This is a genomic window from Bacillus cytotoxicus NVH 391-98 (assembly GCF_000017425.1).
GTDB lineage: Bacteria > Bacillota > Bacilli > Bacillales > Bacillaceae_G > Bacillus_A > Bacillus_A cytotoxicus.
This window is the reverse complement of sequence record NC_009674.1, coordinates 1,655,337-1,681,119: the sequence shown is the minus strand read 5'-3', so window position 1 is coordinate 1,681,119 and position 25,783 is coordinate 1,655,337. Positions and strand designations below refer to the sequence as shown.

The following is a 25,783-nucleotide window of genomic DNA, read 5'->3' as shown; positions in this document are numbered from 1 at the left end:
ATGTACTTTTTAAATCCTATATGTTTTATTATGTGATTTATAAAACCTTTAGTATATCTCCATCTGTTACTTTGTGATCTACTAATCTATCATCATCCGTTAATAGCATGGACTTATTTACCACTTTAATAACATAGTTCGATGTGTCATATGCTTCAATTCTCAATGTTTCAACTAAATTTTTAAGCAAGTATTTCACTGTTTGATGAATCGGAATTCGTAAATCATATGTACTTTCATTCCATTTACGAAAATCAACAGTGACGTTAATATGAGTTTGTACAGCCATTTATACTACTCCTTACATCCATATTTTCCGAATAATAATCCCTGTTACAACGCAAATAAATATAATACTAGCCATGATTAATCCAATTAAGACGGGGCTAATAGCGCTATCAGTATTAGTTTGACTTTGGTCCATTTCATTCCCATTCGATGTTACATAGTATTCTTTTGAAAACAACTGTTTCTCCGTTTCCTTCACATTATCAATTTTCTTTGGATTTAAAAATAAAGAGTTGGCTAACTCTTTCATTTCTTTCTGTTCATTCATTTGTTTGTCTTTCATTTGTTTTTCAACTTCTGAATTGAACAATTCAATCCCTGATTTATCAAGCTCTGTTTCCTGCTGCCCTTTTTCGTTTCTTTCTTGATTAGTCTGTTGTACTCGATCTACTTTAAATTCAAGTTTACCATTATCATTTAGGTAACTGTCTGCTGCGCTCCTTATCGGTAGCGCAGCAGACAAGAAAAGAAAAAGGACCAATGAGAATTTAACTTGCTTTATGCACTTCATCATCGCCTTTTTTTTCCTCCCAACCTTTATGCCGTACAAATAAATTAATAATAAACCCAACAATTGCCATCCCAAGAATTACCGCAAAGGTAACATGTCCGTTATTTTCACTATTTATAAAATGATTTAAGTAGTCTTCTACATATTGAAGTGGTGAAAATTCACGTAACTTACTAAAATATGAATCATCTTTCACTTTAATTCCTACAGCTTCTGTTAAAAATAAATATAAGCTTAAGAATGTTAATAAGATAAACATACCTATCATTTTTATTTGACGTAATAAATACGTTGAAATGAATACGAATGCCATCATTGTAATCGTAATAAAGGCTATACAAGTTAATTTTTGGCTACCACTGAATTCTAATAACTTGGCAGCAATGGTTCCAATAATAACCCCTTCAATAATAGCGATTCCAAATGTGATAGCTGTAATCGGCAAATTCATATCTAAAATTGATACCTTTTCTGTAAAGTTATCTTTTGGACTGCGTTTTCTTTCTTGATTAGCGATTGTGTATGATGTAAATAAAGAAACAATAAAGCATACTAACACAATTAAATACGGTGTAAATATATTCCCTGCTGTAATTACACCATCATTTTGTTTTAAAACCGGATTTGCTAAAAATTGATATAGCTTTTCGTTTTGACGATCTCCAATCCGGCTGTTTGCTAATACTTTATTAAAGTTTTTCGAAAAATCTTTATCATCGGTTACTTTTTTAGTTAAATTTTCCAATAATGTATTAGCTTTAGAAACGATGGTTACACCACTATCTTGAATTTCTTTTGCTCGGTTATTGATTTGATCAAATGTTTTATACACATCATCTGATACTTGCAATGTTCCTTTTGAAGTTTCAGCCAACGATTGACTTTTTGTTAATAGCGATTTAAACCCAGAATCTAATGTCATTACAGCTGTTCGTTCACCTTCACGACCACTAACTAAAGTTTTTTGGTCATCTACTAGTTTCAAACTATTTTCACGCCATTTTGCCAATGCATTCAAATACTCTCTTAAGTTTGTATTCATAACATTTGTTTGATCTGATATTTGCTTTAATTTTTCCGCAAAAGGAACAGAGGATTGCTCAGCGTTATTCACGATACTTTGAAACGCTTTCATCTTGTTCTTTAAATTCCCTATATCAGATGATACCTCTTCTTGAATTTCAGCTGAAACAAAGCTTGTAATCACATCGATTACATTTTGCTTATTTAACATGTAATAAAGCGATTGCGGCGAAGCAAGAGCATTTAATGAACTTGATTCCAACTGTTCTACTAAATTCTCTGATTTTAAATCCAAACCATAATATACTTGATATAGGTTCGATAACTTCTCATAATTTTCCACCACTTCGATTGCTTCTTTCATAAGCTCACTTGATGATACTGTTGATAAAGTCTCCGATTTTTGATGAACAATATGGTCATTCGTACGTTCAATTTGTTTCACAGAACCGTTTTCATCTTCTGGTTTTTGTTCGCCTTCGCCATTCGGTTCTTTTGTACCTTCTGGCTTTTGTTCATCTTCGTCATTCGGTTCTTTTGTACCTTCTGGCTTTTGTTCATCTTCGTCATTCGGTTTTGTTGTATCTCCTGGCTTTTGTTCATCTTCGCCATTCGGTTTTGTTGTATCCCCTGGTTTTTGTTCGCCTTCGTCATTCGGTTTTGTTGTATCCCCTGGCTTTTGTTCGCCTTCGCCATTCGGTTCTTTTGTACCTTCTGGCTTTTGTTCGCCTTCGTCATTCGGTTCTTTTGTACCTTCTGGCTTTTGTTCGCCCTTGTTATTTCCAGCTGTTCTTTTGTTATCTACCACTTGGTACAGTGAATGTATAGGCACCTTTGCTCGATTTGTTAATTGTACAACTTGCACATTTGAATGATCATCATTGTTTTCACCTTGTTCCGAAGGCTTTGTCACTTCAGGATCAAGATTATTCGTCACCTTCTCAGATGTATGAGTCAAATCCCATTTCCACGTTACCGGTTTAAAAACATCGATATTTGCATCGTTATTCAGCAATTTAGCATGAACACGAATGGATAAATTCTCTTCCGCTTGCGCTGGCAACATAACATTTCCATTACTTAAATATTCCGCGGTGTAATCTATACCATTGATGATTAAAGCACCGGAATCTTCATATAGCCCAAATCCTTCTGGAAGTTGTAGAGTGAATGTTTGCGCTGCATCCATCTGTGGCTTTCTTTCTGTATCTTGAAAGACAACCCCATCCGTCATAAGTGTTGTTTTAATGGTTTCAATTGTATTGGTTAGCGGCGCTCCATTTTCTTCCTTATTATTAAAATCATTTTCATAACTATATTTTTTAGAAACCTCTACTACATTTTTCAAAGTTCTCTTCGTTTCATCAGGCAAAGTAAGCTTATCAATTTCTTCTATATTCATACTTGGAAGTTGATTAATGAGACTCTCAATTTGCTTTTTCATTCGGTTATTCGGTTCTTGCAATAATGTTGTTATATTTACTTCTTTTTTATCATTTCCAGACAGCTTTTCTTTTAATCTCGTATTGATGGACTCTTGCATATTTGTTTGTAACTTATTTGTTAGCTCCGCATCATAGTCTTTCATTTTATTATTTACATCTTTTAAATATTCTTGAATGATTGCCGCATCAAGTAAAACATTTGTCTGATTCTCCACTTTATTAAAATGATTGGCTATTGCTTTATTAGCGGATTCCAATAAGCTCAATTGTTTTAATGTATCAACTTCATTCAGTTCACTAGTAAATTGATTGAATTGATTGGAAAAGTTATTTTCTAATACGCTATTATTCTTTTTGAGATTTTGTAGATTATTAAATTCTTCTAAATAGGTATGATTCCATTTCGCATCTTCATCAATTGTTTGTCCAAACCGTTGTAATACACCTTGAAATCCTTTAAAACTATCAACAGATGCACCTGTATAATCTTGCACAGTTTTAAATTGGTTTGTATAGTTTGCCAGTGGACTATGTATATTTGACTTGTACATTTTCATATGCGATTGCTCTTTATCCACAATTGTTTCAATATTATCTTGAGCTGCCTGTAATTTCCCAATGATACTCGCGAAATAAACATCTATAATGCGACGATTAAAATCTTCTAAAATCGATGCAGCTGTTTTCTCAGCTTCTGCTTTCAATTCTTTATTTCCTATTGCATTTACTTTATAACTTAATGTCAATTTCTCTGGCGACTCAGAATTAATAGCTACAGCCTTTCTAGAAAAATCATTTGGTATTACAATCATCAGATTATAGTTATTATTCTTCAAGCCGCTCTCTGCCACACCACGACTCACGACATACCATTGATGATTCTGATCCTTATTAATGTTGTTTATATATTGATCCCCAAATGCTATTTTATTTCCCTCAAAGACAGTTCCTTCGTCTTCATTCACTAAAGCAACCGCCATTTTCGGAGTGTATTTGCTATCTTCATTTTTTAACTTTTTATTTAAAGCTAAATAGGAAGTACTTGTTGCAAATACGAGTGCTAAAACAAGAAACAACAAAGTACTCCACTTCATTTTTTTCAATCCATATCACTCCTGCAAATAAAAATCATGATCCTAGTTGTAAAAAATTAACCATGCAACAGCAGTTGCATGGCTAATTGAAAAACTCACATATGTAGAGTAATCAGTGTCTCTTACTTTAGACCAAAATTACGTGATAGCTCTTCATCATGAGCTGCAACTGCTTCTGCAGTTTTTGAAAGTTGAATATTAATCTCTTGTAATAATTGTGCGAAGTTTTCTACTTTCGGTCTTAATTGATTAAATTGTTGATCAAATCCTTCGAAAGCACGTCCTTCCCATTCCCCTCTCAATTCATCTTGCAATCTTTGTAATCGACTCAGAATTTCATCGATTTGTTGTGAACTTTGTCCATATAAGCTAGCTTTTGACTTCAGCTCTTCTGGACTCATACGAATTTGTCCTGCCATACATATTTCCCCCTTAACAATAAAATGAAAGAATGTATATATAATTCATTCTTCTTAGTTAATTATAGAATAATAGTAAAAATTTGAAAAGTAGTTTTTTTACAACACTTAAAATTCATATATATCAAGATTGTTTCCCATTTCCTCATTTTCTCTTACGTATAATTGTAATACCCATCATTTTTTAACAAAAATATTATATCTTATAAGCGAAAACTATTTGCAAGAATTCAATCCATAGCCATCCTTTTATATTCCTTCACTCTTTCACTTCACGTAATTCCTCCCATTCTTCACGAATAATCCCCATTCGAATAGAATCATAATATATTCCATTATAATAACGGCATTTTCGCATGCGTCCTTCTAACTTCATTCCGATTTTCTCAGCCACTTTCATCATTCGCTCGTTTCCAGACCAAGTTGTTAAGCCCACTCTACCAATTTCCATATTTTCAAATAATAAATCTCTATATAATTGTAAAGCCTCTGTACCATAGCCACCGTTCCAATATGCAGGATTATAAATGACAATCCCCATCTCTAACCAGCGTGTCGGTTTATACTCCCAATAAAAACCAACTATTCCGATAATTTCACCTTTAACCTCAATAATAAGTTGAGACAAGGGGTCCTCTTTTAACTTAGATTGTAACTTCTCCCTGTATTCCGAGTACTCTTGCATAGAAAATGGAAAATATGGGGCATCCCACTTTTTCCATTCCGGTTTTTCTTCTTTGTATATTTGTTCATATAACGAATGAATATCTGCCTCGTCTATCTCTCTCACAATCACTTTTTTACCTTCTAAATATATACGCTCCATACTCCCTCCTACATCAACCTAAATATTTGAATTTATTATATTATCAATATACATTGTAACATTACCAAAAAATTCTAACAACAATTCATATTTCGTTGTATAATATTGTAAAAAGTTGATGGAGGAGGTTTCATGTTACATAAAATATTTTCATTCATAAGCAAACTTTTATCGATTATCTTATCACTCTTACTATTATTAAATTTACCTTACTTGTTTATCACACAAGAGAGATTTACCTTTCAGCCATTTCAATTTTTCAAGCATTTCTTTACTATGTTAAAAGAAGTTTTCTCACCAACGTCTTTAATCGTTCTATCATCAGATACGCCATTCGGTTATTCAAAAAAAATACCATTATTTCCAACCGTATTAGAACCTTACACATATTCTTTTACTGTTTTGTTCGCAGCTTTTATTCTTGCGCTCTTTCTTTCAGCTGGCATGGCATTTTTCTATTTTTTAGCAACGGATTCTATTAAAAGGTGGATAAACAGATTTATTTTTGTATTAGAGGCTATCCCTGATATGATGATAATGATTTGTTTACAAATGTTTTTCATCTGGTTTCTTAAGCAGTTCGGGGAATCTCCAGTCACCATTATATCTTTTCAAGAAAATCGAGCCTATTTACTTCCTATTTTATCCTTAGCAGTGTTACCTACTATACAAATGTTTAGAATGATGATTTTATACATATACGAAGAACATAGGAAGCAATATGTAGAGGTGGCTTATGGAAAAGGTCTATCATCAAGTTATATACTATGTATTCATTTATTCAAAAATATATCCATCCACCTCTTCCACCATTTAAAAACAATTTTTGTTTTCTTACTTTCTAATTTGTTCATCTTAGAATTTATTTTTAACATGCAAGGGATTGTTCAGTTTTTATTTAAAAAGGCATTTATTTCACCCTCTGCTATATTTATCATACTTATGATGATTATTTTACCGTTTTATATTATCTTTCAAATACTCTCTTTTATGATGAATAGATTGCAAAAACAAATGAAAGGAGAACTGTTATGAGGGGGATTTGGAAATCAAAACGCTTTTTAATCGGATTCACTTATCTTTTTCTCTTCATTACAGCTAGCTTTATTTATAGCTTCTTCTTTAAAGATAGTATACCGGAAGCCCCCTTGCTACTTTATAATGACAAGAACGAATTAATTGGAAAAGCTCCTTTTCCCCCATCTGTAATGCCGCCTTTTGGCTCTGACCGTTTTGGAGAACCTATTTTCTTACAAATTTTAGATGGGGCAAAATTTACAATTTTATTTGCTATAACAATTAGTTTGTTACGTATTTTATTTGGAACATGTATAGGAATCTTCTTAAGTTTATATGCTGCAAAATTCAAGAGATTTTCCCAAGTATGTTCTGAAGTATTTTACTATATTCCAACTTTATTTATCGCGTTCATACTCATAGCACCCGTTAATATTCTCATCACATCAAATGCGGATCAACTAAACCCTAATATTTCATTTGCATTTTATCAAGCAATTGTACTCATTTTTATCGCTTTACCTACAATTTCTTTATATATTTCTTCGGAAGTTGATGAGTTTATGCAACAAGACTATATATTAAGCTCACAACTCATGGGAGCAACTCGTTTCCATATTATAAAGAAACACTTACGAGTCTTATTACTCGATCGCATATTCGTTCTATTTATGGAGCATATTGTTCAAACACTCATACTCATGATTCATCTAGCACTACTTAACATTATAATCGGTGGGATACAGATGAAAGAACTAACCGAAGGTGAGTTCAAACCTGTTTCACTCTCGAATGATTGGGCAGGCTTAATTGGATTAAATCATTATGAAATGAACCTTTCATTATGGATTATTTTTTATACACTCGTTACATTCTTTATTACGATCCTTTTTATTAAACTTATGATAACAGGAATACAAGACGCACGAAAAGCAAGAGATTCTCAAACAATTGTAACACCTTCTGTTCCAGATCAAAAAACATATGCGAAAGATAAAGATGCCTTTTCATTTGCTTCTTTAGAAAAAAGAAAACAATCTTCGCCGCATTTATAAAAAAGGAGCACACGAAAATTACTTCGAAGATGAACGAAGTAAGACATTAAATGAAATAAAAATTCGATATCAAAAATAAAGAAGGAGCTTAAGATGCCCCTTCTTTATTTTAATTCCTTCCAGAACGAATAACTCACTTTTTTATATTTTGCTCTTTCATAAAAACGATGTGCATCTACACGCTGCATAGATGATGTCAGAGCAATGCACTTACAGCCTTGTTCTTTTCCCCATCGCTCTATATATGCGAGTAATGTTTCACCATATCCTTTTGATCGGTACGTTTCCGCTGTTACAAGGTCATATACAAAAACATGCTTGTTATTATAAAAGTTCGTACCCACAGCTACACCAGCAAGACTAACCGCTTCACCATTTTCGTTCATTAAAGAAAATAGCTGATAATGTTCTTCTTTCATCCGGCGAAATAAAACCCGTGCTTCCTCTTTTGTAAGAGTCGTTCGTAATTGTTGTAAAACGGGTAATACCTCCTCTAATTGTTCTTCTGTTTTTATTTCGATAATATTCATCCGATCTCCCCTAACTATTTATAAAATTTTCTGAATGTTATATCATTACTTTAAATCGAAACTGGCCTTCATTTAAGTGACAGTTCATTTCTTTTTTACAAGGCCAGTTATTGAAGGAGAGCAAATACTATGGATTTAATCATTCCTCTACAAGTAGAAAGTCGAACACCTATTTATATACAAATTTACGAATTTATAAAACAAGAAATTTGTAAAGGCACTCTTCCTGCTGGGACACGTCTTCCTTCTCATCGAAACTTAGCATTACAGCTTGGAGTTAGCCGCATTACAATTGAGTCAGCGTATCAGCAATTGTCTGCAGAAGGATATGTGGACAGTAAGCCAAAGCGTGGTATATTTGTCGCTGAAATAGATGCAAATGTGATTTCATATAAACAACAAATTCCCCCTTATCCATTTGAAAAAGTCTCAAACAAACAAATCTATTTTGATTGTAGTCAAGGAAATATTGATCAAACAGCCTTTCCTCTCTCAAATTGGAAAAAGGCACTTCAAGAATGCTTACTACAATATGAAAACGACTTATTTACAAAAGAAGACCCGCAAGGAGAGCTTATACTTCGTACTCATATTTCAAAATATTTATATCACGCTCGCGGAGTTCACTCTTCGCCCAATCAAATCATTGTTGGCGCTGGTATACAGCCACTTCTTTGGTTGCTTATTCAACTGCTTGGACGACAAAAAGTATATGCAATAGAAAACCCTGGATTTCATCGTGTAAAAGCTATTATTCAAAGCTGTGGTCTTCCTATTCACCCTACTCCGTTAGATGAAAAAGGAATAGACATTTCATTTCTCAGCAATTGTGATGCAAATGTTGCTTATGTTACACCTTCTCATCAATTTCCATATGGGATGATTATGCCACTATCAAGGAGACTAGAGTTATTAAAATGGGCAAACGATCAGGATGGCTATATTATTGAAGATGATTACGATGGAGAATTTCGCTATATTGGCAAACCCATTCCCTCACTGCAAGGACTTGATACAAATGAACGCGTCATTTACATGGGTACTTTTTCAAAATCATTTTTACCATCTTTAAGAATGGGGTATATCGTTCTTCCGAATCATCTTTTAGAAACTTACAACAAGCTTGGTGGCATTTTTAAACAAACCGTTTCCAAATTACAACAACTTGCTCTTGCTCACTTCATGCAAAAAGGAGACTGGGATCGACATTTAAACCGTGTTCGTACACTATATAAGAAAAAACATCATACATTAGTGAAATCCATTAGAAATCAAATGGGTGCAGATGTTAATATACTTGGAGAGCAATCTGGGCTTCATATTGTGCTCCATGTTCATAATGGCATGAATGAGCACGAACTCATTCAATCAGCTGCTGAAAAATGTGTAAAAGTTTATCCTTTATCCATATACGATTCAATCTATGATTTACAAAGAGAACCTTACGTTCTACTAGGATTCGGAGGGATACCAGTCAATGCAATTGAAACTGTTGTAACATTATTAAAAGAAGCTTGGTTTACTAAAAAAAGCTGTTTTTTGCAACAATAATTGCAAAAGCAGCTTTTCATACTTGATTATGTTAGTTTTTTGAACGTGATGATATTTCTAAACTTTTTACTTCATTTGTTTCCGTTGAATAAGAATCTTCTATTTATTTCAAAAAGAACGAGATAGCATCTCTTTTTTAAATTTCATTATTTCATCTACTGCTTTTTGATATCCTCCTGCTTTCCGTAAACTTAACCCTACTGTTCTACTTCCCTCTTTATAAATTTTATTATTAAGGAGATGACTTACCGCCTTTTGCAATGCAGCTGGTGTGATATTCTGATAATCTAAAACAATACCAGCATTTAATTCTTCAACCCGTTTTGCTACAAGAGGTTGATCATTTGTAATTGGTAACACAAGAAGTGGTGTATCATAATAAAGCCCTTCATTCACGCTGTTCATACCACCATGTGTAATAAATACATTCGTATATTTTAAGACTTCTAGTTGTGGAACGTAAGGACGCACAATAAAATGAGATGGAATATTTGTAAGTTTCGTCATATCCGTGTCCTTACCAACAGAAATTACAACTACTCCATCAAATTCTTCTAAAGCACGGAAACATGTGTTATATAGTTCGATCTGTTGATTCAGCTCCGTTCCCATTGACAAGTAAATTACTTCTTTTCCTATTAGCTTATCAAATGGAAATTCCACTCTCTCCTCACGTGCAATGATAGAAGGACCTATAAACTTCACATTACTATGAAATTGCTCTGCGTGTGGCTGGAAATATTCAGAAGTAAAAACGAATGTCATAGCACTCTCATAATAAAAAAGTTGTTTCATAGAAGTAATTTGCAGTCTATAGCGATTTCGGATTCTATCTAAAATCTTTTGACATTCCTTATATAAAGCTGAATCTACTTTACTTTTTGGGGCAGATAATTCCGCAACCATCTCTTTGCTGATTGCAAATGTTGTACAAGAAGCTATCGTTGGTAATTGTAGGATTTCAGCTAAAATTCTCCCTAACAAAAAATGTTGGTCGTAAATGATATAATCAAACTTTTCACAGCTCATCTCTTCCAAAAGAAAAGGAAGCGCCTTTTCAGTTGCATTTAAGAATCTATATATCATTTGCACTGGATTAAACATATCCTTCATTCTGTTTTGCAAACGAATTTCCTTCAAATAATCCTTATAATTTCGAAATTCAACACCAGTATTTTGTAATTTAGAACGATATTCTTCCTCACAATAGTAAATAACCTCTTCCCCTCTATCCACAAGCTCTTTGACAAGAGCTATTGTCGGGTTAATATGACCTTCTGCTGGAAAATTTATTACAAGTACTTTTGACATCAAAATCACTCCGTTTTCTATACATTTTCATTAGAGTAGATTTCTAGTTGTCACTTACTATTTTTTAATTGAAAGCATGATTTATGCATAGCACCTGAGGTGAATGTTACAATTTCATCGACAGCTCGTCTATATCCACCTGCCGCGTGTAAAGATTCCCCTATTTTACGACTTTTTTCTCTAAAACTTTTATTATCTAGTATCATTTCTACCGCTTCACGTAATATTTCAGGGGTTATATTTGTACGATCCAACTGAATTCCTGCTCCTAATTCTTCGACTCGTTTTGCCACAAAAGGTTGATCCCCCATAACGGGAATGACAACAAGTGGAACTCCATAATATAACGCCTCACTAGAACTATTCATTCCTCCATGTGTAATAAATACATCTGTATGTTGTAATATTTCTAATTGTGGTACATAGTTATACACATTAAAATTCGCTGGAATTTCTTCAAATTGACTGATATTTATTTTCCTCCCCACTACTAACACCACAGTTACATTTAAATCTCGAAATGCTTTGAAACATGTTTCATATAGTTCTGGTTGTTGGTTAAAAATCGTTCCCATCGAAATAAAAAGGACTGGCTTCTTTTTTGAAAATTTGAGTGGAAAGCTTTCCACATCTTTACGCGGTGCGATTGAAGGTCCAACAAATTTATATGATTCATCAAATGTATGAGCGTAAGGTTGATATTGTTTTGACGTATAGACAATCGTAATATCTCCTGGATGATTCATAATATCCAATAAGTCATTGCATTTGACTCCATATTTTTCTTCCCATTTTTTCATACCTAATACACAAGACTGATAAAGCGGAGAACTTTCATCTATTTGTCTACGTTCATTTTTATCATGAAGAGAGGTTTCTTTATTAAAAGCAAAAGTTGTACAAGAAGAAATTTTTGGTACCTGCAAGGTTTTCGCCAAAATGTATCCGACTGCAAAATGATTATCATAAATTAAATAATCATATTGTTCTTCTTTTATTTCCTCTAGAATATTCTCTACAATACGATCAGTAGCTTCAACCATCTTTGCCAACATCTCTAGAGGGCTATTCCCTTGTTTTATTCGCTCCATAATATTGATTTCAGGAAGAAAATTTTCATATATTCGAAATTCAACACCTGTCGTTTCAATTTTATTTCGATACTCTTCAATACAATACGAAACAACTTTTTCGCCTCTTTTTATTAATTCACTTAGCACTGCCAATGTCGGATTGATATGCCCTTCTCCCGGAAAATGAATTACAAGAACTTTCGCCATCATATTCTCCTTTCTTAATTATTAACAGAGTTAACTTAATAATTAATATTATTAATGATTTGTCATTTATTATATACGATAATCTATTAACTTTTTATATATTCAAACCACTTTTATTATTGAGAAATATTTGTATAATCATACTCTTTTCCACTTTACACATCTATTTTTCAACATTATATTCTTTATATATATCTAAATTCCCATTCAACACAATTTATGAATTCCTTATTATGCCCCTACTAATCATACAAAAAAATTGAAAAATATGATTTAGATAATTCCTATAGAAATAGAGAAAATTGAGGCTCGTGCTTTCCAAAAAGGTTACGAAACAATCATGCCCATTCCTGATGTAACACAGTGCAGGGCACCATATCGATACTTATATCGATTACTATCCGTTCAAGGGAATATTGATTTAGATGAATGGTTACAACATCCTTCTTAATTTTTAATTATTGTAGATTACAACAGCTTTCTAATATACATATTGAGTTTTAAAAATGAAAAAGGACTAAATTACATTGCTGCAACTCAGTCCTTTTTCTTAGTTATTTTTTCTTAATATATTCACAACCGCAGTTGTTTCACCATTTTCTTTATAAGCGCGTGGAATTCTTCGATCTAACATACAAGTCACTTCATAGTTAATTGTATCTAATAAATCTGCAACTTCCTCAACCGAAATTTCTTCATCACCTTGTTTCCCGTAGAAAACTACTTCATCACCTACACGTACAGGCATCGCCTTTGTAACATCAAGCATTAATTGATCCATACATACACGTCCAAGAACAGGTACACGAATACCATTGATTAATGCATGACCTTTATTTGATAACTGGCGATTGTAACCATCCGCATAACCAATCGGAACGGTTGCAATCCATTCTTCACCTGTTGTCATATACGTATTCCCATAACTCACACCACGATTTTTTTTCGCACGTTTAATATGAGCTACTTTCGATTTTAACGATAATGCTGGCTGCAAAGATACAACTGTATGATCTACTTCTCTTGAAGGGTACATACCGTAAATCCCAATCCCAACGCGAACCATATTTTGAAACGTATTGCTAAGTTCCATTGATCCTGCACTATTAGAACTGTGAATATAAGGGATTGGCATTCCTAGTTCTTTCGCCGTATTCACCGCTTTCTCAAACAACTTTGTCTGCATATTCGTATATGTTTTATCCAATTCATCAGCTGTAGAGTAATGCGTATACATTCCTTCTACTTCTATATGATTCATCTTTTGTAATTCTTTTAAAAAAGGAGCAACTTCCTCTTCTTGTAAACCGATACGACTCATACCGGTATCAATCTTCACATGAACACGTGCTTTCGTTTGAAGCTGTTTCGCAATTTCATTTATACTTGATAATTCTTCTATTCTATATACCGTCATCATAATATCATATTCGATTGCATCTTGAGCAGCTTCTACAGGTGTATATCCTAAAACTAAAATTGGAACTGTCACACCTGCTTCACGTAGCTCAATTCCTTCATCTACAAATGCAACAGCAAGTTGCTGAACACCTGCTTCAGTCGCTGCTTTTGCGACTTCCACTGCTCCATGTCCATATGCATTTGCTTTTACAGCTGCCATCATCGTGATATTTTCATTATGAATTCTCTTTTTAAATTCTTTCACATTATGTTTAATAGCATCTAAATTCACTTCAACAATTGTATTTCTTCCATATCTCGAACTCATTGGTCTAAACTCCTAACTCAATAATTGCTTTCGATTCTATTTCTCGTTTCATACGACCTTTTACAATATAATACTTTTCATTTTTCTAGTCAAACTACTAGAATCTTCTGAATTTTAAGTATGATATAATGCTCTCAGAAAACTATTATATACGGAGATGAGGAGAATTACAATGTTTGTTCAAGCTGCCTTACATCAACTAAAAATTGCGATTCATACATCTATCAAAATGCTGAATCAACTCACTGAATCAGATTTAAACATAAAACCAATTCAACATAAGCGATCGTTATTTGAAATGTATGCTCACCTTGCTCTTATTTGTCATGCAGATTTACTCATTTTAAATGAGACTCCACAAGAGGAATTACATACTTTTTATCGTAAACATACACCAAAAACCATTCATGAAATACAGCAAACCATGCTTCAGGGATATGATCTTCTTTCTGAAACGTTTCTATCTTATTCACACGAAGAGTTAGCACATATCACAACTGCATATTGGGGTGTTTCTTATTCCCGATTCGAATGGTTACTTGAAATCATTGCACACGTTTATCATCATCGGGCTCAAATTCACATGTTAGTAACCGAACATATTCAAGATCCTTCAGTTGCTTTGTTCGAGTAAATTTCCTACTCGGATAAAGCAACTATAGAATCTTTTTCCTATTCTTATCAAGCTCTTATTTCTAGATGACTTGCATCATTCATAAAGTGAACCATTCTTTGCTTTCCTGTCAATTCAAGCAAACTGATTCCCGTATCCCCCATTTTAAAGTAATAATCTTTATTTATTGGCATTTGAAAAAAAGCACTCAATATACAAGTAATTACTCCACCATGGGCTACAATCGCAATTCTTTCATGGGTATTTTCCGTTACAATCTTTGAAAATATCGTCTCAATTCTCATGCGAAACTCTATAAAAGATTCCCCATTTTCAAAGAGATCATAAAGATATTTTGACTCTGGGTATTTTTTTGCTTCTTCAAAAGACAGCCCAGCCTGTACACCGTTATTAAACTCCATTAATTCTTCTTCAAATTTCACCGGACATCCAACTGCTTCTGCCAAAGTTTCCGCAGTTTCCTTAGCTCTTTTCAATATACTAGCTCATATGTAATCTGGAGGAAATTCACTTTTTACTTTTTGGACTAACTTTGCAACTTGCTCTCTTCCTTTCTCCGTTAGTTCAAAGTCTGCTCGTCCCTCATGTACATGTCAAATATCTGCTTCTGATTCCCCGTGCCGATTAATAGTATTTGCATCATGATCTCATCCCTTTTTTCAATATTGCCAAAATAAAATCCTATCATGTTTTCTCTTTCACTTCAAACTACAGAAAGAGAAATGGAAACCCATTTCTCTTTCTTCTTATTATTGCTCTTTTGGCGCGTCAGAAGAAGGCGATGTCTTCGCTTGTTTTTCTTTAAAGATTTCTCCAATTGCACCAAGAGTTCCAAGTGTTTCAATTGCATTTGAAGGGATAAATACTTTATTAGCTGGTCCTTTTGCTACTTCAGCTAATGATTCGAACGATTTATACGCAAGAATACGTTCATCTAAATTAGCTTCTCGTATGAATTGAATGCGATTTTGTTCCGCTTTTGCGATGATTTCAATCGCTTTCGCTTCCCCTTGTGCCTCTAGCTCTTTCGCTTCTCTTACACCTTCCGCTTCTCGAATCCGCGCTTCCTTATCCCCTTCAGCCATTAATATTTTACTTTGTTTTTCCCCTTCTGCTCGAAGTACTTTATCTTGTCTCGCAGCTTCTGCTTCTAAAATAATAGCACGCTTATTACGCTCTGCTTTCATTTGTTTTTCCATTGCTGCTTGCACATCTTTTGGAGGATTAATATCAACTACCTCTACACGTTCGATACGGACGCCCCATTTTTCTGTTGCTTCATCAAGAGCTAGACGAATTTCTGTTGAAATTTTCTCACGTCCTGATAAAGTTTCATCCAATTCCATTTTCCCAATGATTTGACGCATTGTTGCAGATGTAATATTACGAACACCGTATTCATAATTTGAAATACCATATGTTGCAAGTTCTGGTTCAACAATTTGATAAAAGATAATTGTATCGATTTCTACTTGTACGTTATCACGTGTAATTACTTTTTGCGGTGGCACATTCGTTTGTTGAATACGTAAATCATGATAAACACGAACACGATCAACAATTGGAACGATAAGGTTTAATCCCGGATTCAGAACACATCGAAATTTACCAAATCTTTCAACAACTCCCACCTTTTGCTGTGGAATAATTTTAATCGTTAACGCGATAAATATAATAACAATCAATGCAAAAATAATCGTTAATGTTAATGCTACCACTCTTATTCACTCTCCTTTTTCACATATAAAACTGTACTATTCCTCTTTATAACAATGACTTTCTCCCCAATTGAAATAGGCACATCAGAAATAGCAGTCCAAGTGTCCCCATCTACTTTCACAATTCCATTCTCTTCATTTGTAATCGCCTTTGTAATAATCCCCTTTCTCCCCTCAAGTTTATCAACAGTATCAGTAAATCCTTTTGCTTCTCGAAAATTTTTAGAAATTCTCTTTGTAAAGAAAGTCAATGTCAAACTTACAACTGCCCCTGCAACAACTTGTAGAAATAATGCTTCTGGAGCAAACAGTGCAATAAGACCTCCGACAACCGCTCCTATCCCAAGCCAAAGCATATAAAAAGTAATGGATAACATCTCAGCGATAAATAAAATTCCAGCTATAATAAACCAAACAACCCATGCGGCCATATACAACCCTCGCTTTCTATTTTCTATATGTATATGAAAAAAAGAATGGTTTATCCCGCTATTCACGGGCAGTAATTTCCTTACAAATAAATCAGTTCTTTCGTTCATTATGCTCTATACGGGATATGGTTGACTATTGACTGAAAGCTACTATAGATATTCACTGTTACAATAATTATCAATAAAGTCATATATTAATATATTTCTTATTATACATTAAAAACCCTTGTGTAAAAGTTACGAAAAATAAAATTCTTTCAAAATTTTCGTTTACAAATGAACATGAATATAAAGATAATTATTTATTACCAAAACATATAAAAAACCGCTTCTCTAATTTGTTAGTTCTACCTTTAACAAATTGAGCGCGGTTTACTTCATCAGATTGTCTTTATTTTACATACATCCCTTCAAGCAAACGATAAATAAATTCACCTTGCTTTCCTGTTAATGCAGGACCTCTCTCTATATCAACCCATTCATAGCAAAATGTTGCGCTTTGGTTTTCTTTAGTTACTATATGTTCCCATGTATCCCTCACCTTTGTTAACAATGACATATGAAAAAAGTGATGTTTTTCGTACTCCTGTCTTTCCTTCACATAGATTATATAGTCATCGATAAAACGCTCAATATACAAATGACGTAGTCCCGTTTCTTCCATTACTTTACGTAATATAGCAGCTTCCAAACTTTCTTCCGGCCTTACTATACCACCAGGAATTTGTATCCTCTCTTTTGGCACATCACGATGTGTAAAAACAAGCAACTGCATAACTCCTTCTTTTTCCCTTGTAATATATGCATATACTTTCTTCTTATATAACATGGCCATTTCATCTTCTCCCCTCACTATATTACTTTATCGCTTCTTCTAAGGTGAGGTTATTTTCATATAAATATGTAGCTTGCGGGTTTCCTACATACCGTACATGCCAAGGTTCATAACGATATCCTGTAATTCCTTCTTTTTCTTTTGTATATCTAATAACAAACCCAAATTTATGGGCATTTTTAGCCAGCCATTTCCCCTCTTTTGTTTCTCCGAAGACAGATTCTAACTGAAATTTTGCAGATTGCGATGTAATATCCATTGCGAGACCTGTTTGGTGTTCACTCGTTCCTGGAACTGCACTAGACATCGCCGTTTTCGCTTCTCCATCTTGTATTTTATACATGGTATTTAGCGCCTTTTGCCGATCAAACGATCTAAATCCAGAAGCTGCAAATAGAAATATCCGCTCCTTGTCTCCTTGTTGAAACATTTTCTCCAGCGCTGCAGCCGCTTCTTTCCGCATCTTTTTTTTCTCTTGATTTCCTTCACTTAAAAAACGTACATTTGGAATAACTAGATCTTGCGGCTTATAGTGATCTGGTAACCGCCTACTCTTATTTACAAGTACAAGGATAGAATTCGCATTATTGACAACTGCGATATTTCCTTCCATCTTTGAAATTGTTTCTTCAGATTTTGGAAACATTACAGTCGCATTAACTTCTTGCGCTTGCTTTTCCTTATATATTTTGTAATTGATACCCGATACTCCAACGATAATTACAACTACTATAATACCTAGTAGGGTCCACCTTTTTTTCATAAAACGACCTCTTATTTTAATAATTTAGCCATGCAATACTCATTGACGCACTTTCCATTAATAATAAGAGAAGCTTTTTTTAACCCTTCCTGTTCAAATCCTACTTTCTTATAAAGTGCCTTTGCTCTTGTATTGTGGGCTATTACTGTTAGCTCTAAACGCCATACATCATGTAATCTTGCCCATTTTTCTATCTCTTTAAACAAAGCTGTTCCTATTCCACGTCCACTATACTGTTGTAAAATCCCAATGACAATTGTTACGACGTGCTTTTTTCGTTGGACATCCATACCATTCGCTATAATAAATCCTATTATTTGTTCTTCATGCGTCGCTACAAGTATTGTAGAATTGTTATTGTTTATAAATCGTTCAATCATTTTTTGCTGCTGCTCTACTGTCATCTTCCGTTCTCCTGGTTCAAATAACATAAAAGCAGTTTCTTCATCTAACTTCTTCCCCAACTGTAAAAACGATTCTGCATCTTCTACTCGGATTTCTCGAATCATCTCTATCATCCCGTTCCTTTTATCCTGCGAAAAGATTGTTTATAAAGAAAATTTCGATCTTTTATAAAGGAATTCCTGTCTGTTTCTTTTTGAAGAAAGAGACAAATTTCGATGAACTTCTTAATTTATTTCTAAAAGAAAAAAAGACGCAAGACTATATGCTTCCGTCTACCCATTTACCTTCTCTGCTTGCCAAAAATATTCGCTAAATGCCTTCGCAAGCGCATCAATAGAACGATTTAATTCGTCAGCTGTATTATCTACACCACCTACTTCAATTAAAAGCGCCTGTCCTGATAAATCTTGATTGTAGACACCATTCCCTGTTTGAAATCCTTTTTGAATAACGCCTCGACTTACTCCTGGATACTTTTGATTAATAGCCTCATGCAGTGCAGTCGCCAATTGTAAATTTTTTGCATAATTTTTATTTCCTTTTCCGATAACAAATGCAAGCTTTGCATACGATTTATCTCCAATCACCTTTGTCGTTACGTTTTTCCGAGCACTGTCTCGGTGCAAATCAAAAAAGTATTGCAATTCTTTATTACGTGCCATCGCTTCCTGTACAATTTCACGTGATTCTTTATATGAACTATTGCTATTTAGACCTTTACTAATTAGTCTTTTCCCGACATCTGTTTTATCCTCAATTGCTCCTATTCCCTCGTTTTCTAATTGTTCTCGAAGCCGTTCACCTAGTATTGAAATATTTGTAACCGAGCTTGTCGCTTTATTTGGATTTGGATCATTTGTTAAATTTAGTAACGGTAAAAATGATTCCCAACTATGCGTATGATAAATAAAAGCAACCTTTCGTTCTCCCGTTGTTTGATCCGGTTGTTTCTTTTCTACATTTGAATCTTTCTTCTGAACTTGTCCTGCTTCCCCAGTCCGTTCTTTCACAACTTCTTCAAGCGGAACACTCGACTCGATTGGAAGATTAGAATAGTTTGTTCCTTCTCCTGCAATAACAATTTCTGTATCATACTTTCCAAAACCAGGAAGTTCTCTCCCAACAAAGCTTCGGACATCGTCGAATCGAATATTGGTGGCTACAGAAAACAAAAAGGATGAAATAGAAAAATCCGGATTTAAATTACGATACTCCTGTGTAAAGTAATGATTTTCCTTTCCAATCACATACATATATCCGTTCATTGACAGCTCATTTAACCAATTATATAAATAGGTTGACTTTGTTTCTTTCAATAAAGTAACTACCACTCCGATTAGAAAAAAAGTCGCTAACAGTGTACTAACAGTAAATAAAATTAACTTTCGAACACTTGTGAAATTCACATAAAAAAAGCCTCGATTCATAATATCACCCTCTCTATTTCAACTTATGTACAAGCTTTATAGAATAGACCGCCTAAATTTGGGCAATATTGTATGAGAGGTGAAATGAATTGAAGCTAATTATCGGTATCGTTCCTATTGTTTTGTCAAGTGTGTTTTTATTATTTGCAGCACACCCTAAAGTCCGTGTTTTCTTAGATATTTGCGCATACCTTTCATTATATATACTCGGTATACTAACCGCTTTTAACATTTATGATGTTGTACTGCATGACTTAGTATTTATGACAACCATTCACGGTATCTTGTTGAATCCACTCTTTCTCATCACCGGAGCTTATATTGGAGTGTATTCCTTATATCTCCTTATTTACAAACTAATAACCCATTTAAGAAGGACATAATACTTATTTTTAATGGAGTGTAAAAAAATGCAACCAACTTTCATATGTCATAAATGCCAGAAAAAAATCGTCAGAAAGCAAGATCTTCTTACCACAATGCTCTACGTACGCATCTACTTATTTCACAATACTTGTTTTAGCCAACAATTTTTCTTTTCTCGTTTTATCCCCATAAATACAGTATTAGGATTATATTTCACTTGGTATACCTTTGCTGTAGGGATTATTTTAACCATAACTGAGCCATCAATTATTTGGATCTTCTTTTTAATACCTACTCTATACCGTTTCATGTCTTACTATTATATTGAACGTCACTTTTGGAGATAGCGATTAGGCTGTTTCTTTGGAATACTTAAACACTCCCACTCTTTTTCTTTTAACAATTTTCCAACATAAATCACTTGTCCGATATGTGATGAATAATGAACGATTTGTCTCTCAATCGCTTGCATAACACTATGCGCTTCTCCCCGAATATGCACAACCTTTAAAAGGTCTTGTGGCGTTAATAATTGCAGCGCTTGAAAAACATACTCCCATCCTACTTTCCACGCTATTAGTGCTTCTGCTTTTGAAGCATACCCCCCTTCAAATTCACCATCACGATTTCGCTCTAACTTTTCACCATCTGTCGTTAAAAAATCTGTCCATCTTGAGCGCATATTTCCATGTAAATGTTTGATTATAATCGCAATACTATTTGCCTCTTCATGAGGTTTCCAACTTATTTGTTCATATGATAATTGTGAGAGCGTCTGGTCTCCTTGCTTTTGCATTGCCTTAAAGTTTTGAATTGCACATTCTAAATAGCCTTTTCCAATATCCATTCTTAATCCTCTCCCCTATTAACGAATTGGTATTCCATTAGGGATGTCTATATCTGGATGCAGCAAGATTCCGTCTCTTTGCTCTAGTACTCCACCTAACACAAACACTTCTGCTTTTTTATCGTTCCTACACATACATTTCATTGTAACAGATCCAAAACCAACTGTTTTTTCACTCCTTCCAGCCTAATATTTAGACAAAATATATGAATTTCCTCTAAAAAAAGAAAGATGCCTAGGCACCTTTCTTTTGTAACGTATTTGATTCGTTTGGTCTATATAAAAAGTAACCAATCATCCCACCAATACATGATGGCAGTAACCAACCAATTCCTTCCTTATATAAAGGAAGCATTTCTAGCACATTTGTTACGGTATCAAACTTAATATTTGCACTTTCTAAACCGTTAAATAGACTAATAACGAGTGCCCCTAAAATTGCACCGATATATATTGTATTTCGCTGTCCAATCCATTTATGAAAATACGACAGTACAATTAGTACAATTGCAACAGGATAAATAATCATCAATACTGGTAATGTTACAGCAATAAGTTGTGTTAACCCTAAATTTGATACAACTAAACTAAACACACATACCATTGTTACAATCATTCTATGTGATAATTTTGGGAATAATTTTGTAAAAAATCCCGCACACGCTGATGTAAGTCCAACTGAAGTTGTTAAACAAGCCAGTGTAATAACAAGACCTAATAGTATTTTGCCACTCGTTCCATATAACTCATTTACAACTTTCGTTAAAATAAGACCTCCATTATCAGAAACACCAAGTGATGTACTTGTCGAACCAAGATAAGCAAGAGATAAATAAATTAACGTTAAACCAAATACAGCTATAATTCCAGAAGTAATCGTTGTTTTTGCAATTTGATTACTTTCTGTTATCCCTTTTGAACGTATAACTTGCACCACAACAATTCCAAATACAAGTGCACTAATAGCATCCATCGTTAAATAGCCTTGAATAAATCCACCAAAAAATGCATTATCTTTATATACATCTAATGGTGCAGCTGGTTCCCCAATCGGATCAATAATCGCCTTACTAACAATAACAGCAACGATAAGCACCAATAGTGGCGTAAGAAACCTTCCAAACCAATCAATCAATTTCGATGGATTCAAAGATAAATACCAAGTTGCCCCAAAGAAAACAGCTGTATAAAGAAATAAAATATACCACTCCGATACAAGTCCCTCTGCTAGAAAGGGCTTCATTCCCATTTCAAAGGAAACGGCCCCTGTACGAGGAATTGCAAAAAATGGTCCAATTGCCAAATAGCTAACTAGCGGGAAAATAAAAGCAAATATAGGGTGCACTCTAGAGGATAACGCTTTCAAGTCCCCCCCTACAAAAGCTACAGCAGTTACTGCTAATAGAGGAAGGCCGACTCCTGTCACTAGGAATCCAATTGTAGCAATCCAAACATTTTCTCCAGCTTGTTGACCTAACACGGGTGGAAAAATTAAATTTCCTGCTCCTAAAAATAATGCGAATAGCATTAAACCAATCGCTACTGTATCTCCTGACCTTAATGTTCCCTTCATCTCTTTCATTTGCATAGCATCTGTTATTGTTTTTCTCCCTTTCACAAATATGCTACGCATCCTCCTCCCTGCTCGTGATGATAATAAACTTTACCTCTTTATAGAACAATGTCTTTCTGTAATTTCTCCACTTTACCTTTTTATTACTCCGATTAATATTTTTTGATTTTTTAGAATTTTCAGACCGTTACAACGCTGCATAAAAAGTAATAAGTCAGACCTCTTTATCTTTATCACACATATAGTAACATATTTAGTTGAAAAATAGAAATATATTTTATAAAGAATTTTTTAAAAAACAAAATAATATCTACAACTTTTTTCATTCATTCTTTCACAAAAGAATTTAGCCCCTTTTCCATTTTGTTTCATAAGACAATTATGTAAAAATAAAGTAAAACTTGAATCAGTGGGAGTCTGCATCCTCGCTGATTATGCCTCTCGGGCTGTTATCGCCCTAAAATAGCGGGATAAATATATATTCTTCCAAAATATTTTTCAATCAAAAAGAAAAGTCGAGGAGACTTCACCTTCACTTCGTTTAGAGGAGGAGGTCTTCTCGATTAAGGCGATAAAACAACGGTCTGTCGTACTATTCAATCATCTCGATTTCATGTGGATTATTCATTTCCTCTACATATACAACACGAAATCCGTAATTTTCCAAATCCTTCAATAAAGAATCTAATTCTTCTCCTTGAAATTCTTCACCTAGTGTAAACATAATTCTACGAACTAATAACGCATTATTATCAAATGTCATTAAACTTTGAATACCACTATATTTTTTCAAAACGGTAGATAGTTTCTGAATTGCACCATTGTAATCTTGTGTTCCGACCATGACAGAATATTTGCTAGAATGAATCCCCCAAGCATCTTCTAACAATTCAAACACTTTTTTATGCGTTAAAATTCCCAGGAATATTCCTTTTTCATCAATAACTGATAAGAATGGCAGTTTTTTAATTGAAAAAAACACTTTAAAGAAAGAAGAATCTTCTTTCACATATCCATCTTTATCGTTCAATAATTCTGATAAATCATCTTCTAATGATCCTTTGTATTCTAAAATATCGACTTTATATATATTTCCTAAAAATTTTTCCTTCTTTTCATCTAAAACTGGGACACAACGATAACCCGTTTTATTTAAATGCTCTAGCGCTTCACCTATTGTAAATGAAATCGTACAGTATAAAACCTCTTTTTTAGGTACATAATTCCCTCTTATTCTCATAAAAATCCTCCTTATGCTAAAATATTTTCTGTGTCATAACTATATTATATTTTTAGAAAAAAAGGAATGATTTATTTCATTTTTCTGAAAATTATTCACATTTCTGTCATAAGTTATTCATAAAATCGATTATCGATCTTTTTCAAGTAACTCCTATCTTCTTTATTTCTTTCTGAATCTTGCTGCCTAAAAATAGCAAGATTAAATTATAGATTATACCAATATGTAAAGAAAAAGATATTGTAACTTCTTCAAAAAAGCGCTAAAATAAGAATAAGAATTTTCTGAATCTTCAAAGAGTAGGTGAGTTTTATGACTTCTTTAGTTCGATCTTACATATTTCGCTTTTTGATTGGGTTTCTCATTCTCCTTATGTTCAGCCCACTACCCTCGTTATTATTAACGCAGGAAGGCTCTTATTTTAAAAGCTTATTTAATATTTTTTATCATTTTATTCATTTCTCTTCAATTTCCATCCCTATGATTGACTGGATGCATGAATCCATTCTTTTTTCACCTCAGCTCATTATAAATTCAGGAGCTCCCTTGCATGCTTCAGAGCATTCTACACCTTTGTTCCCTTACGTATGGAAGATGTATTTTTTCTCACTGACACGTTTTATATTTACTTTAGTAATCGGTTTTTCGATTAGTTTCGCAATGGGACATATTTTTTTAAGAATTCCAAAATCGATGAAAAAATATGCCTCACTATTATACTGGATTCCTTATTCATTCAGCGCTGTTATATTGCAATGCACAGTGATTTTATTTTCACTCTATATCGCAAAACATATCATCATTCCATCTTTCTCTTCCATAGTAATAATCCTGAGTGCAGCGATGATTATTGTTATGCAAGCAATAAAAAAATGGATTCCTTTTTTAAGTCATGTCGAAACACATGAAATTCATACCCATTCCTTTCTCATAAATACATTATTTACCACTCTTATTTCTAATCATAAATCTCTTTTCAGTTCTATTATTGTTTCATTTTGTTTCATGGAGTGTATTTTTCATACGAATGGTTTATTACAATTTATGATTCAATTTGGAGGAGCTTCACCAACTATAGTCGCAATTTGTCTGCTCCTTCTTTATATTCCGTATATTATTCTTTCTTTTCTCCAATCGGTTTGGAGAACAAAAGATTCAAAACATGCAACATCGCCTGTAACTAGAACAATGTTAAAATGAGGTAAAACTTGAATCTGCGAGGGTTTCTTCACCATATCCTAATTATGAACCCTCACCAATCGAGCTGTTACTCCCCTAAAATAGCAGTAAATAATGAAGCAATCTAGTTTCGTCCACAACCAATTCCTTTCTCCTTCCATTTTCAAACATGTAAATGGAAGGTTATTCTTTATCAAGAAGGATAAAATAACAAAAAACGATTACCAATTAGCAAAACATGTCAATTTCTGCGTGTTTTCTTTGACTATTATTTTCGTTTCGATTT

The 25,783-nt window shown here is 33.6% G+C and carries 25 protein-coding genes and 2 pseudogenes; 8 read left to right on the top strand and 19 right to left on the bottom strand.

Going from position 1 to position 25,783, the window contains the following annotated elements; translation table 11 throughout:
• Positions 1 to 37 precede the first annotated feature (37 nt).
• From BCER98_RS08220 to BCER98_RS08200, 5 genes are all read right to left on the bottom strand, one after another.
• Entirely contained in the window at positions 38 to 289 is a 252-nt protein-coding gene (locus tag BCER98_RS08220) for an EsaB/YukD family protein (protein WP_012094061.1), read from the bottom strand.
• Between the two features lie 12 nt (positions 290 to 301).
• Positions 302 to 802: a type VII secretion protein EssA gene (essA, locus tag BCER98_RS08215; RefSeq protein ID WP_012094060.1), complete on the bottom strand. Its 501-nt coding sequence runs from the start codon at positions 800 to 802 to the stop codon at positions 302 to 304.
• Positions 777 to 4,361 carry a type VII secretion protein EsaA gene (gene esaA, locus BCER98_RS23810; protein WP_237701332.1) on the bottom strand — a complete coding sequence of 1,195 codons (3,585 nt, stop codon included), beginning with the start codon at positions 4,359 to 4,361 and terminating at the stop codon, positions 777 to 779. Before esaA ends, essA begins: the two co-directional genes overlap by 26 nt.
• A gap of 122 nt (positions 4,362 to 4,483) precedes the next feature.
• A complete protein-coding gene (locus BCER98_RS08205) occupies positions 4,484 to 4,780 on the bottom strand; it encodes a WXG100 family type VII secretion target (protein WP_012094058.1) in 297 nt (98 codons plus the stop codon).
• Positions 4,781 to 5,039: 259 nt separating this feature from the next.
• Positions 5,040 to 5,606, bottom strand: a complete 567-nt coding sequence (locus BCER98_RS08200) for a GNAT family N-acetyltransferase (RefSeq protein WP_012094057.1) — start codon at positions 5,604 to 5,606, stop codon at positions 5,040 to 5,042.
• Positions 5,607 to 5,738: 132 nt separating this feature from the next.
• On the opposite strand from BCER98_RS08200, the gene BCER98_RS08195 reads away from it, so the two are divergent.
• On the top strand, positions 5,739 to 6,641 hold the full coding sequence (locus tag BCER98_RS08195; protein ID WP_012094055.1) for an ABC transporter permease subunit: 903 nt from the start codon (positions 5,739 to 5,741) through the stop codon (positions 6,639 to 6,641).
• Entirely contained in the window at positions 6,638 to 7,678 is a 1,041-nt protein-coding gene (locus tag BCER98_RS08190; protein WP_012094054.1) for an ABC transporter permease, read from the top strand. The genes BCER98_RS08195 and BCER98_RS08190 overlap by 4 nt, the downstream gene beginning before the upstream one ends.
• Before the next feature lie 104 nt (positions 7,679 to 7,782).
• On the opposite strand, the gene BCER98_RS08185 is transcribed toward BCER98_RS08190, so the two are convergent.
• Positions 7,783 to 8,208, bottom strand: coding sequence for a GNAT family N-acetyltransferase (locus tag BCER98_RS08185; RefSeq protein WP_012094053.1), 426 nt, complete (start codon positions 8,206 to 8,208; stop codon positions 7,783 to 7,785).
• 129 nt (positions 8,209 to 8,337) lie between these two features.
• Between BCER98_RS08185 and pdxR the strand changes: the two genes are divergently transcribed.
• Positions 8,338 to 9,759 carry a MocR-like pyridoxine biosynthesis transcription factor PdxR gene (pdxR, locus tag BCER98_RS08180; protein ID WP_012094052.1) on the top strand — a complete coding sequence of 474 codons (1,422 nt, stop codon included), beginning with the start codon at positions 8,338 to 8,340 and terminating at the stop codon, positions 9,757 to 9,759.
• A 108-nt stretch (positions 9,760 to 9,867) separates the two neighbouring features.
• Here the strand turns inward: pdxR and BCER98_RS08175 are convergent, their stop codons facing one another.
• Both BCER98_RS08175 and BCER98_RS08170 read right to left on the bottom strand, forming a co-directional pair.
• Positions 9,868 to 11,070 carry a macrolide family glycosyltransferase gene (locus BCER98_RS08175; RefSeq protein ID WP_012094051.1) on the bottom strand — a complete coding sequence of 401 codons (1,203 nt, stop codon included), beginning with the start codon at positions 11,068 to 11,070 and terminating at the stop codon, positions 9,868 to 9,870.
• A gap of 50 nt (positions 11,071 to 11,120) precedes the next feature.
• A complete protein-coding gene (locus BCER98_RS08170; RefSeq protein ID WP_012094050.1) occupies positions 11,121 to 12,350 on the bottom strand; it encodes a macrolide family glycosyltransferase in 1,230 nt (409 codons plus the stop codon).
• 304 nt (positions 12,351 to 12,654) lie between these two features.
• Here BCER98_RS08170 and BCER98_RS22955 point away from each other — a divergent pair.
• Positions 12,655 to 12,801 (top strand): annotated as a pseudogene (locus BCER98_RS22955) (nitrate reductase); the annotation flags it as partial.
• A 99-nt stretch (positions 12,802 to 12,900) separates the two neighbouring features.
• Here BCER98_RS22955 and alr read toward each other — a convergent pair.
• Positions 12,901 to 14,079, bottom strand: coding sequence for an alanine racemase (alr, locus tag BCER98_RS08165; RefSeq protein ID WP_012094048.1), 1,179 nt, complete (start codon positions 14,077 to 14,079; stop codon positions 12,901 to 12,903).
• A 172-nt stretch (positions 14,080 to 14,251) separates the two neighbouring features.
• On the opposite strand from alr, the gene BCER98_RS08160 reads away from it, so the two are divergent.
• Positions 14,252 to 14,713 (top strand): DinB family protein, encoded by a 462-nt coding sequence (locus tag BCER98_RS08160; RefSeq protein ID WP_012094047.1) that lies wholly within the window; start codon positions 14,252 to 14,254, stop codon positions 14,711 to 14,713.
• 47 nt (positions 14,714 to 14,760) lie between these two features.
• Here BCER98_RS08160 and BCER98_RS08155 read toward each other — a convergent pair.
• The 7 genes and pseudogenes from BCER98_RS08155 to spoIIP form a co-directional block, all read right to left on the bottom strand.
• A pseudogene (locus tag BCER98_RS08155) lies at positions 14,761 to 15,353 on the bottom strand (histidine phosphatase family protein).
• A 109-nt stretch (positions 15,354 to 15,462) separates the two neighbouring features.
• Positions 15,463 to 16,431: an SPFH domain-containing protein gene (locus tag BCER98_RS08150; RefSeq protein ID WP_012094046.1), complete on the bottom strand. Its 969-nt coding sequence runs from the start codon at positions 16,429 to 16,431 to the stop codon at positions 15,463 to 15,465.
• 2 nt (positions 16,432 to 16,433) lie between these two features.
• Positions 16,434 to 16,862 (bottom strand): NfeD family protein, encoded by a 429-nt coding sequence (locus BCER98_RS08145; protein WP_012094045.1) that lies wholly within the window; start codon positions 16,860 to 16,862, stop codon positions 16,434 to 16,436.
• A 391-nt stretch (positions 16,863 to 17,253) separates the two neighbouring features.
• Positions 17,254 to 17,697 carry an NUDIX domain-containing protein gene (locus BCER98_RS08140; RefSeq protein WP_012094044.1) on the bottom strand — a complete coding sequence of 148 codons (444 nt, stop codon included), beginning with the start codon at positions 17,695 to 17,697 and terminating at the stop codon, positions 17,254 to 17,256.
• Between the two features lie 22 nt (positions 17,698 to 17,719).
• Complete coding sequence (locus BCER98_RS08135; RefSeq protein ID WP_012094043.1) at positions 17,720 to 18,460, bottom strand: M15 family metallopeptidase; 741 nt, start codon at positions 18,458 to 18,460, stop codon at positions 17,720 to 17,722.
• Positions 18,461 to 18,471: 11 nt separating this feature from the next.
• Positions 18,472 to 18,978, bottom strand: coding sequence for a GNAT family N-acetyltransferase (locus BCER98_RS08130; RefSeq protein WP_012094042.1), 507 nt, complete (start codon positions 18,976 to 18,978; stop codon positions 18,472 to 18,474).
• Between the two features lie 159 nt (positions 18,979 to 19,137).
• Positions 19,138 to 20,292, bottom strand: a complete 1,155-nt coding sequence (spoIIP, locus tag BCER98_RS08125; protein WP_012094041.1) for a stage II sporulation protein P — start codon at positions 20,290 to 20,292, stop codon at positions 19,138 to 19,140.
• An 89-nt stretch (positions 20,293 to 20,381) separates the two neighbouring features.
• Here spoIIP and BCER98_RS20840 point away from each other — a divergent pair, with 89 nt between their 5' ends.
• Together BCER98_RS20840 and BCER98_RS22950 are read left to right on the top strand one after the other, a co-directional pair.
• Entirely contained in the window at positions 20,382 to 20,675 is a 294-nt protein-coding gene (locus BCER98_RS20840) for a hypothetical protein (protein ID WP_012094040.1), read from the top strand.
• Between the two features lie 27 nt (positions 20,676 to 20,702).
• Positions 20,703 to 21,005, top strand: coding sequence for a permease (locus tag BCER98_RS22950; RefSeq protein ID WP_237701324.1), 303 nt, complete (start codon positions 20,703 to 20,705; stop codon positions 21,003 to 21,005).
• Here the strand turns inward: BCER98_RS22950 and BCER98_RS08120 are convergent.
• The 3 genes from BCER98_RS08120 to cbpA all read right to left on the bottom strand — a co-directional run bounded on the left by BCER98_RS08120 (position 20,990) and on the right by cbpA (position 24,318).
• Positions 20,990 to 21,505 carry a DUF1572 family protein gene (locus BCER98_RS08120; RefSeq protein ID WP_012094039.1) on the bottom strand — a complete coding sequence of 172 codons (516 nt, stop codon included), beginning with the start codon at positions 21,503 to 21,505 and terminating at the stop codon, positions 20,990 to 20,992. The genes BCER98_RS22950 and BCER98_RS08120 overlap by 16 nt on opposite strands.
• 235 nt (positions 21,506 to 21,740) lie before the next feature.
• On the bottom strand, positions 21,741 to 23,078 hold the full coding sequence (gene brnQ4, locus BCER98_RS08115) for a branched-chain amino acid transport system II carrier protein BrnQ4 (protein ID WP_396021789.1): 1,338 nt from the start codon (positions 23,076 to 23,078) through the stop codon (positions 21,741 to 21,743).
• Positions 23,079 to 23,670: 592 nt separating this feature from the next.
• The gene (gene cbpA / locus BCER98_RS08110) at positions 23,671 to 24,318 is read right to left on the bottom strand and encodes a cyclic di-AMP binding protein CbpA (RefSeq protein WP_012094037.1); all 648 of its coding nucleotides are present in this window, start codon (positions 24,316 to 24,318) and stop codon (positions 23,671 to 23,673) included.
• 312 nt (positions 24,319 to 24,630) lie between these two features.
• Between cbpA and BCER98_RS08105 the strand changes: the two genes are divergently transcribed.
• Positions 24,631 to 25,518 (top strand): hypothetical protein, encoded by an 888-nt coding sequence (locus BCER98_RS08105; protein WP_012094036.1) that lies wholly within the window; start codon positions 24,631 to 24,633, stop codon positions 25,516 to 25,518.
• Positions 25,519 to 25,783: the final 265 nt, after the last annotated feature.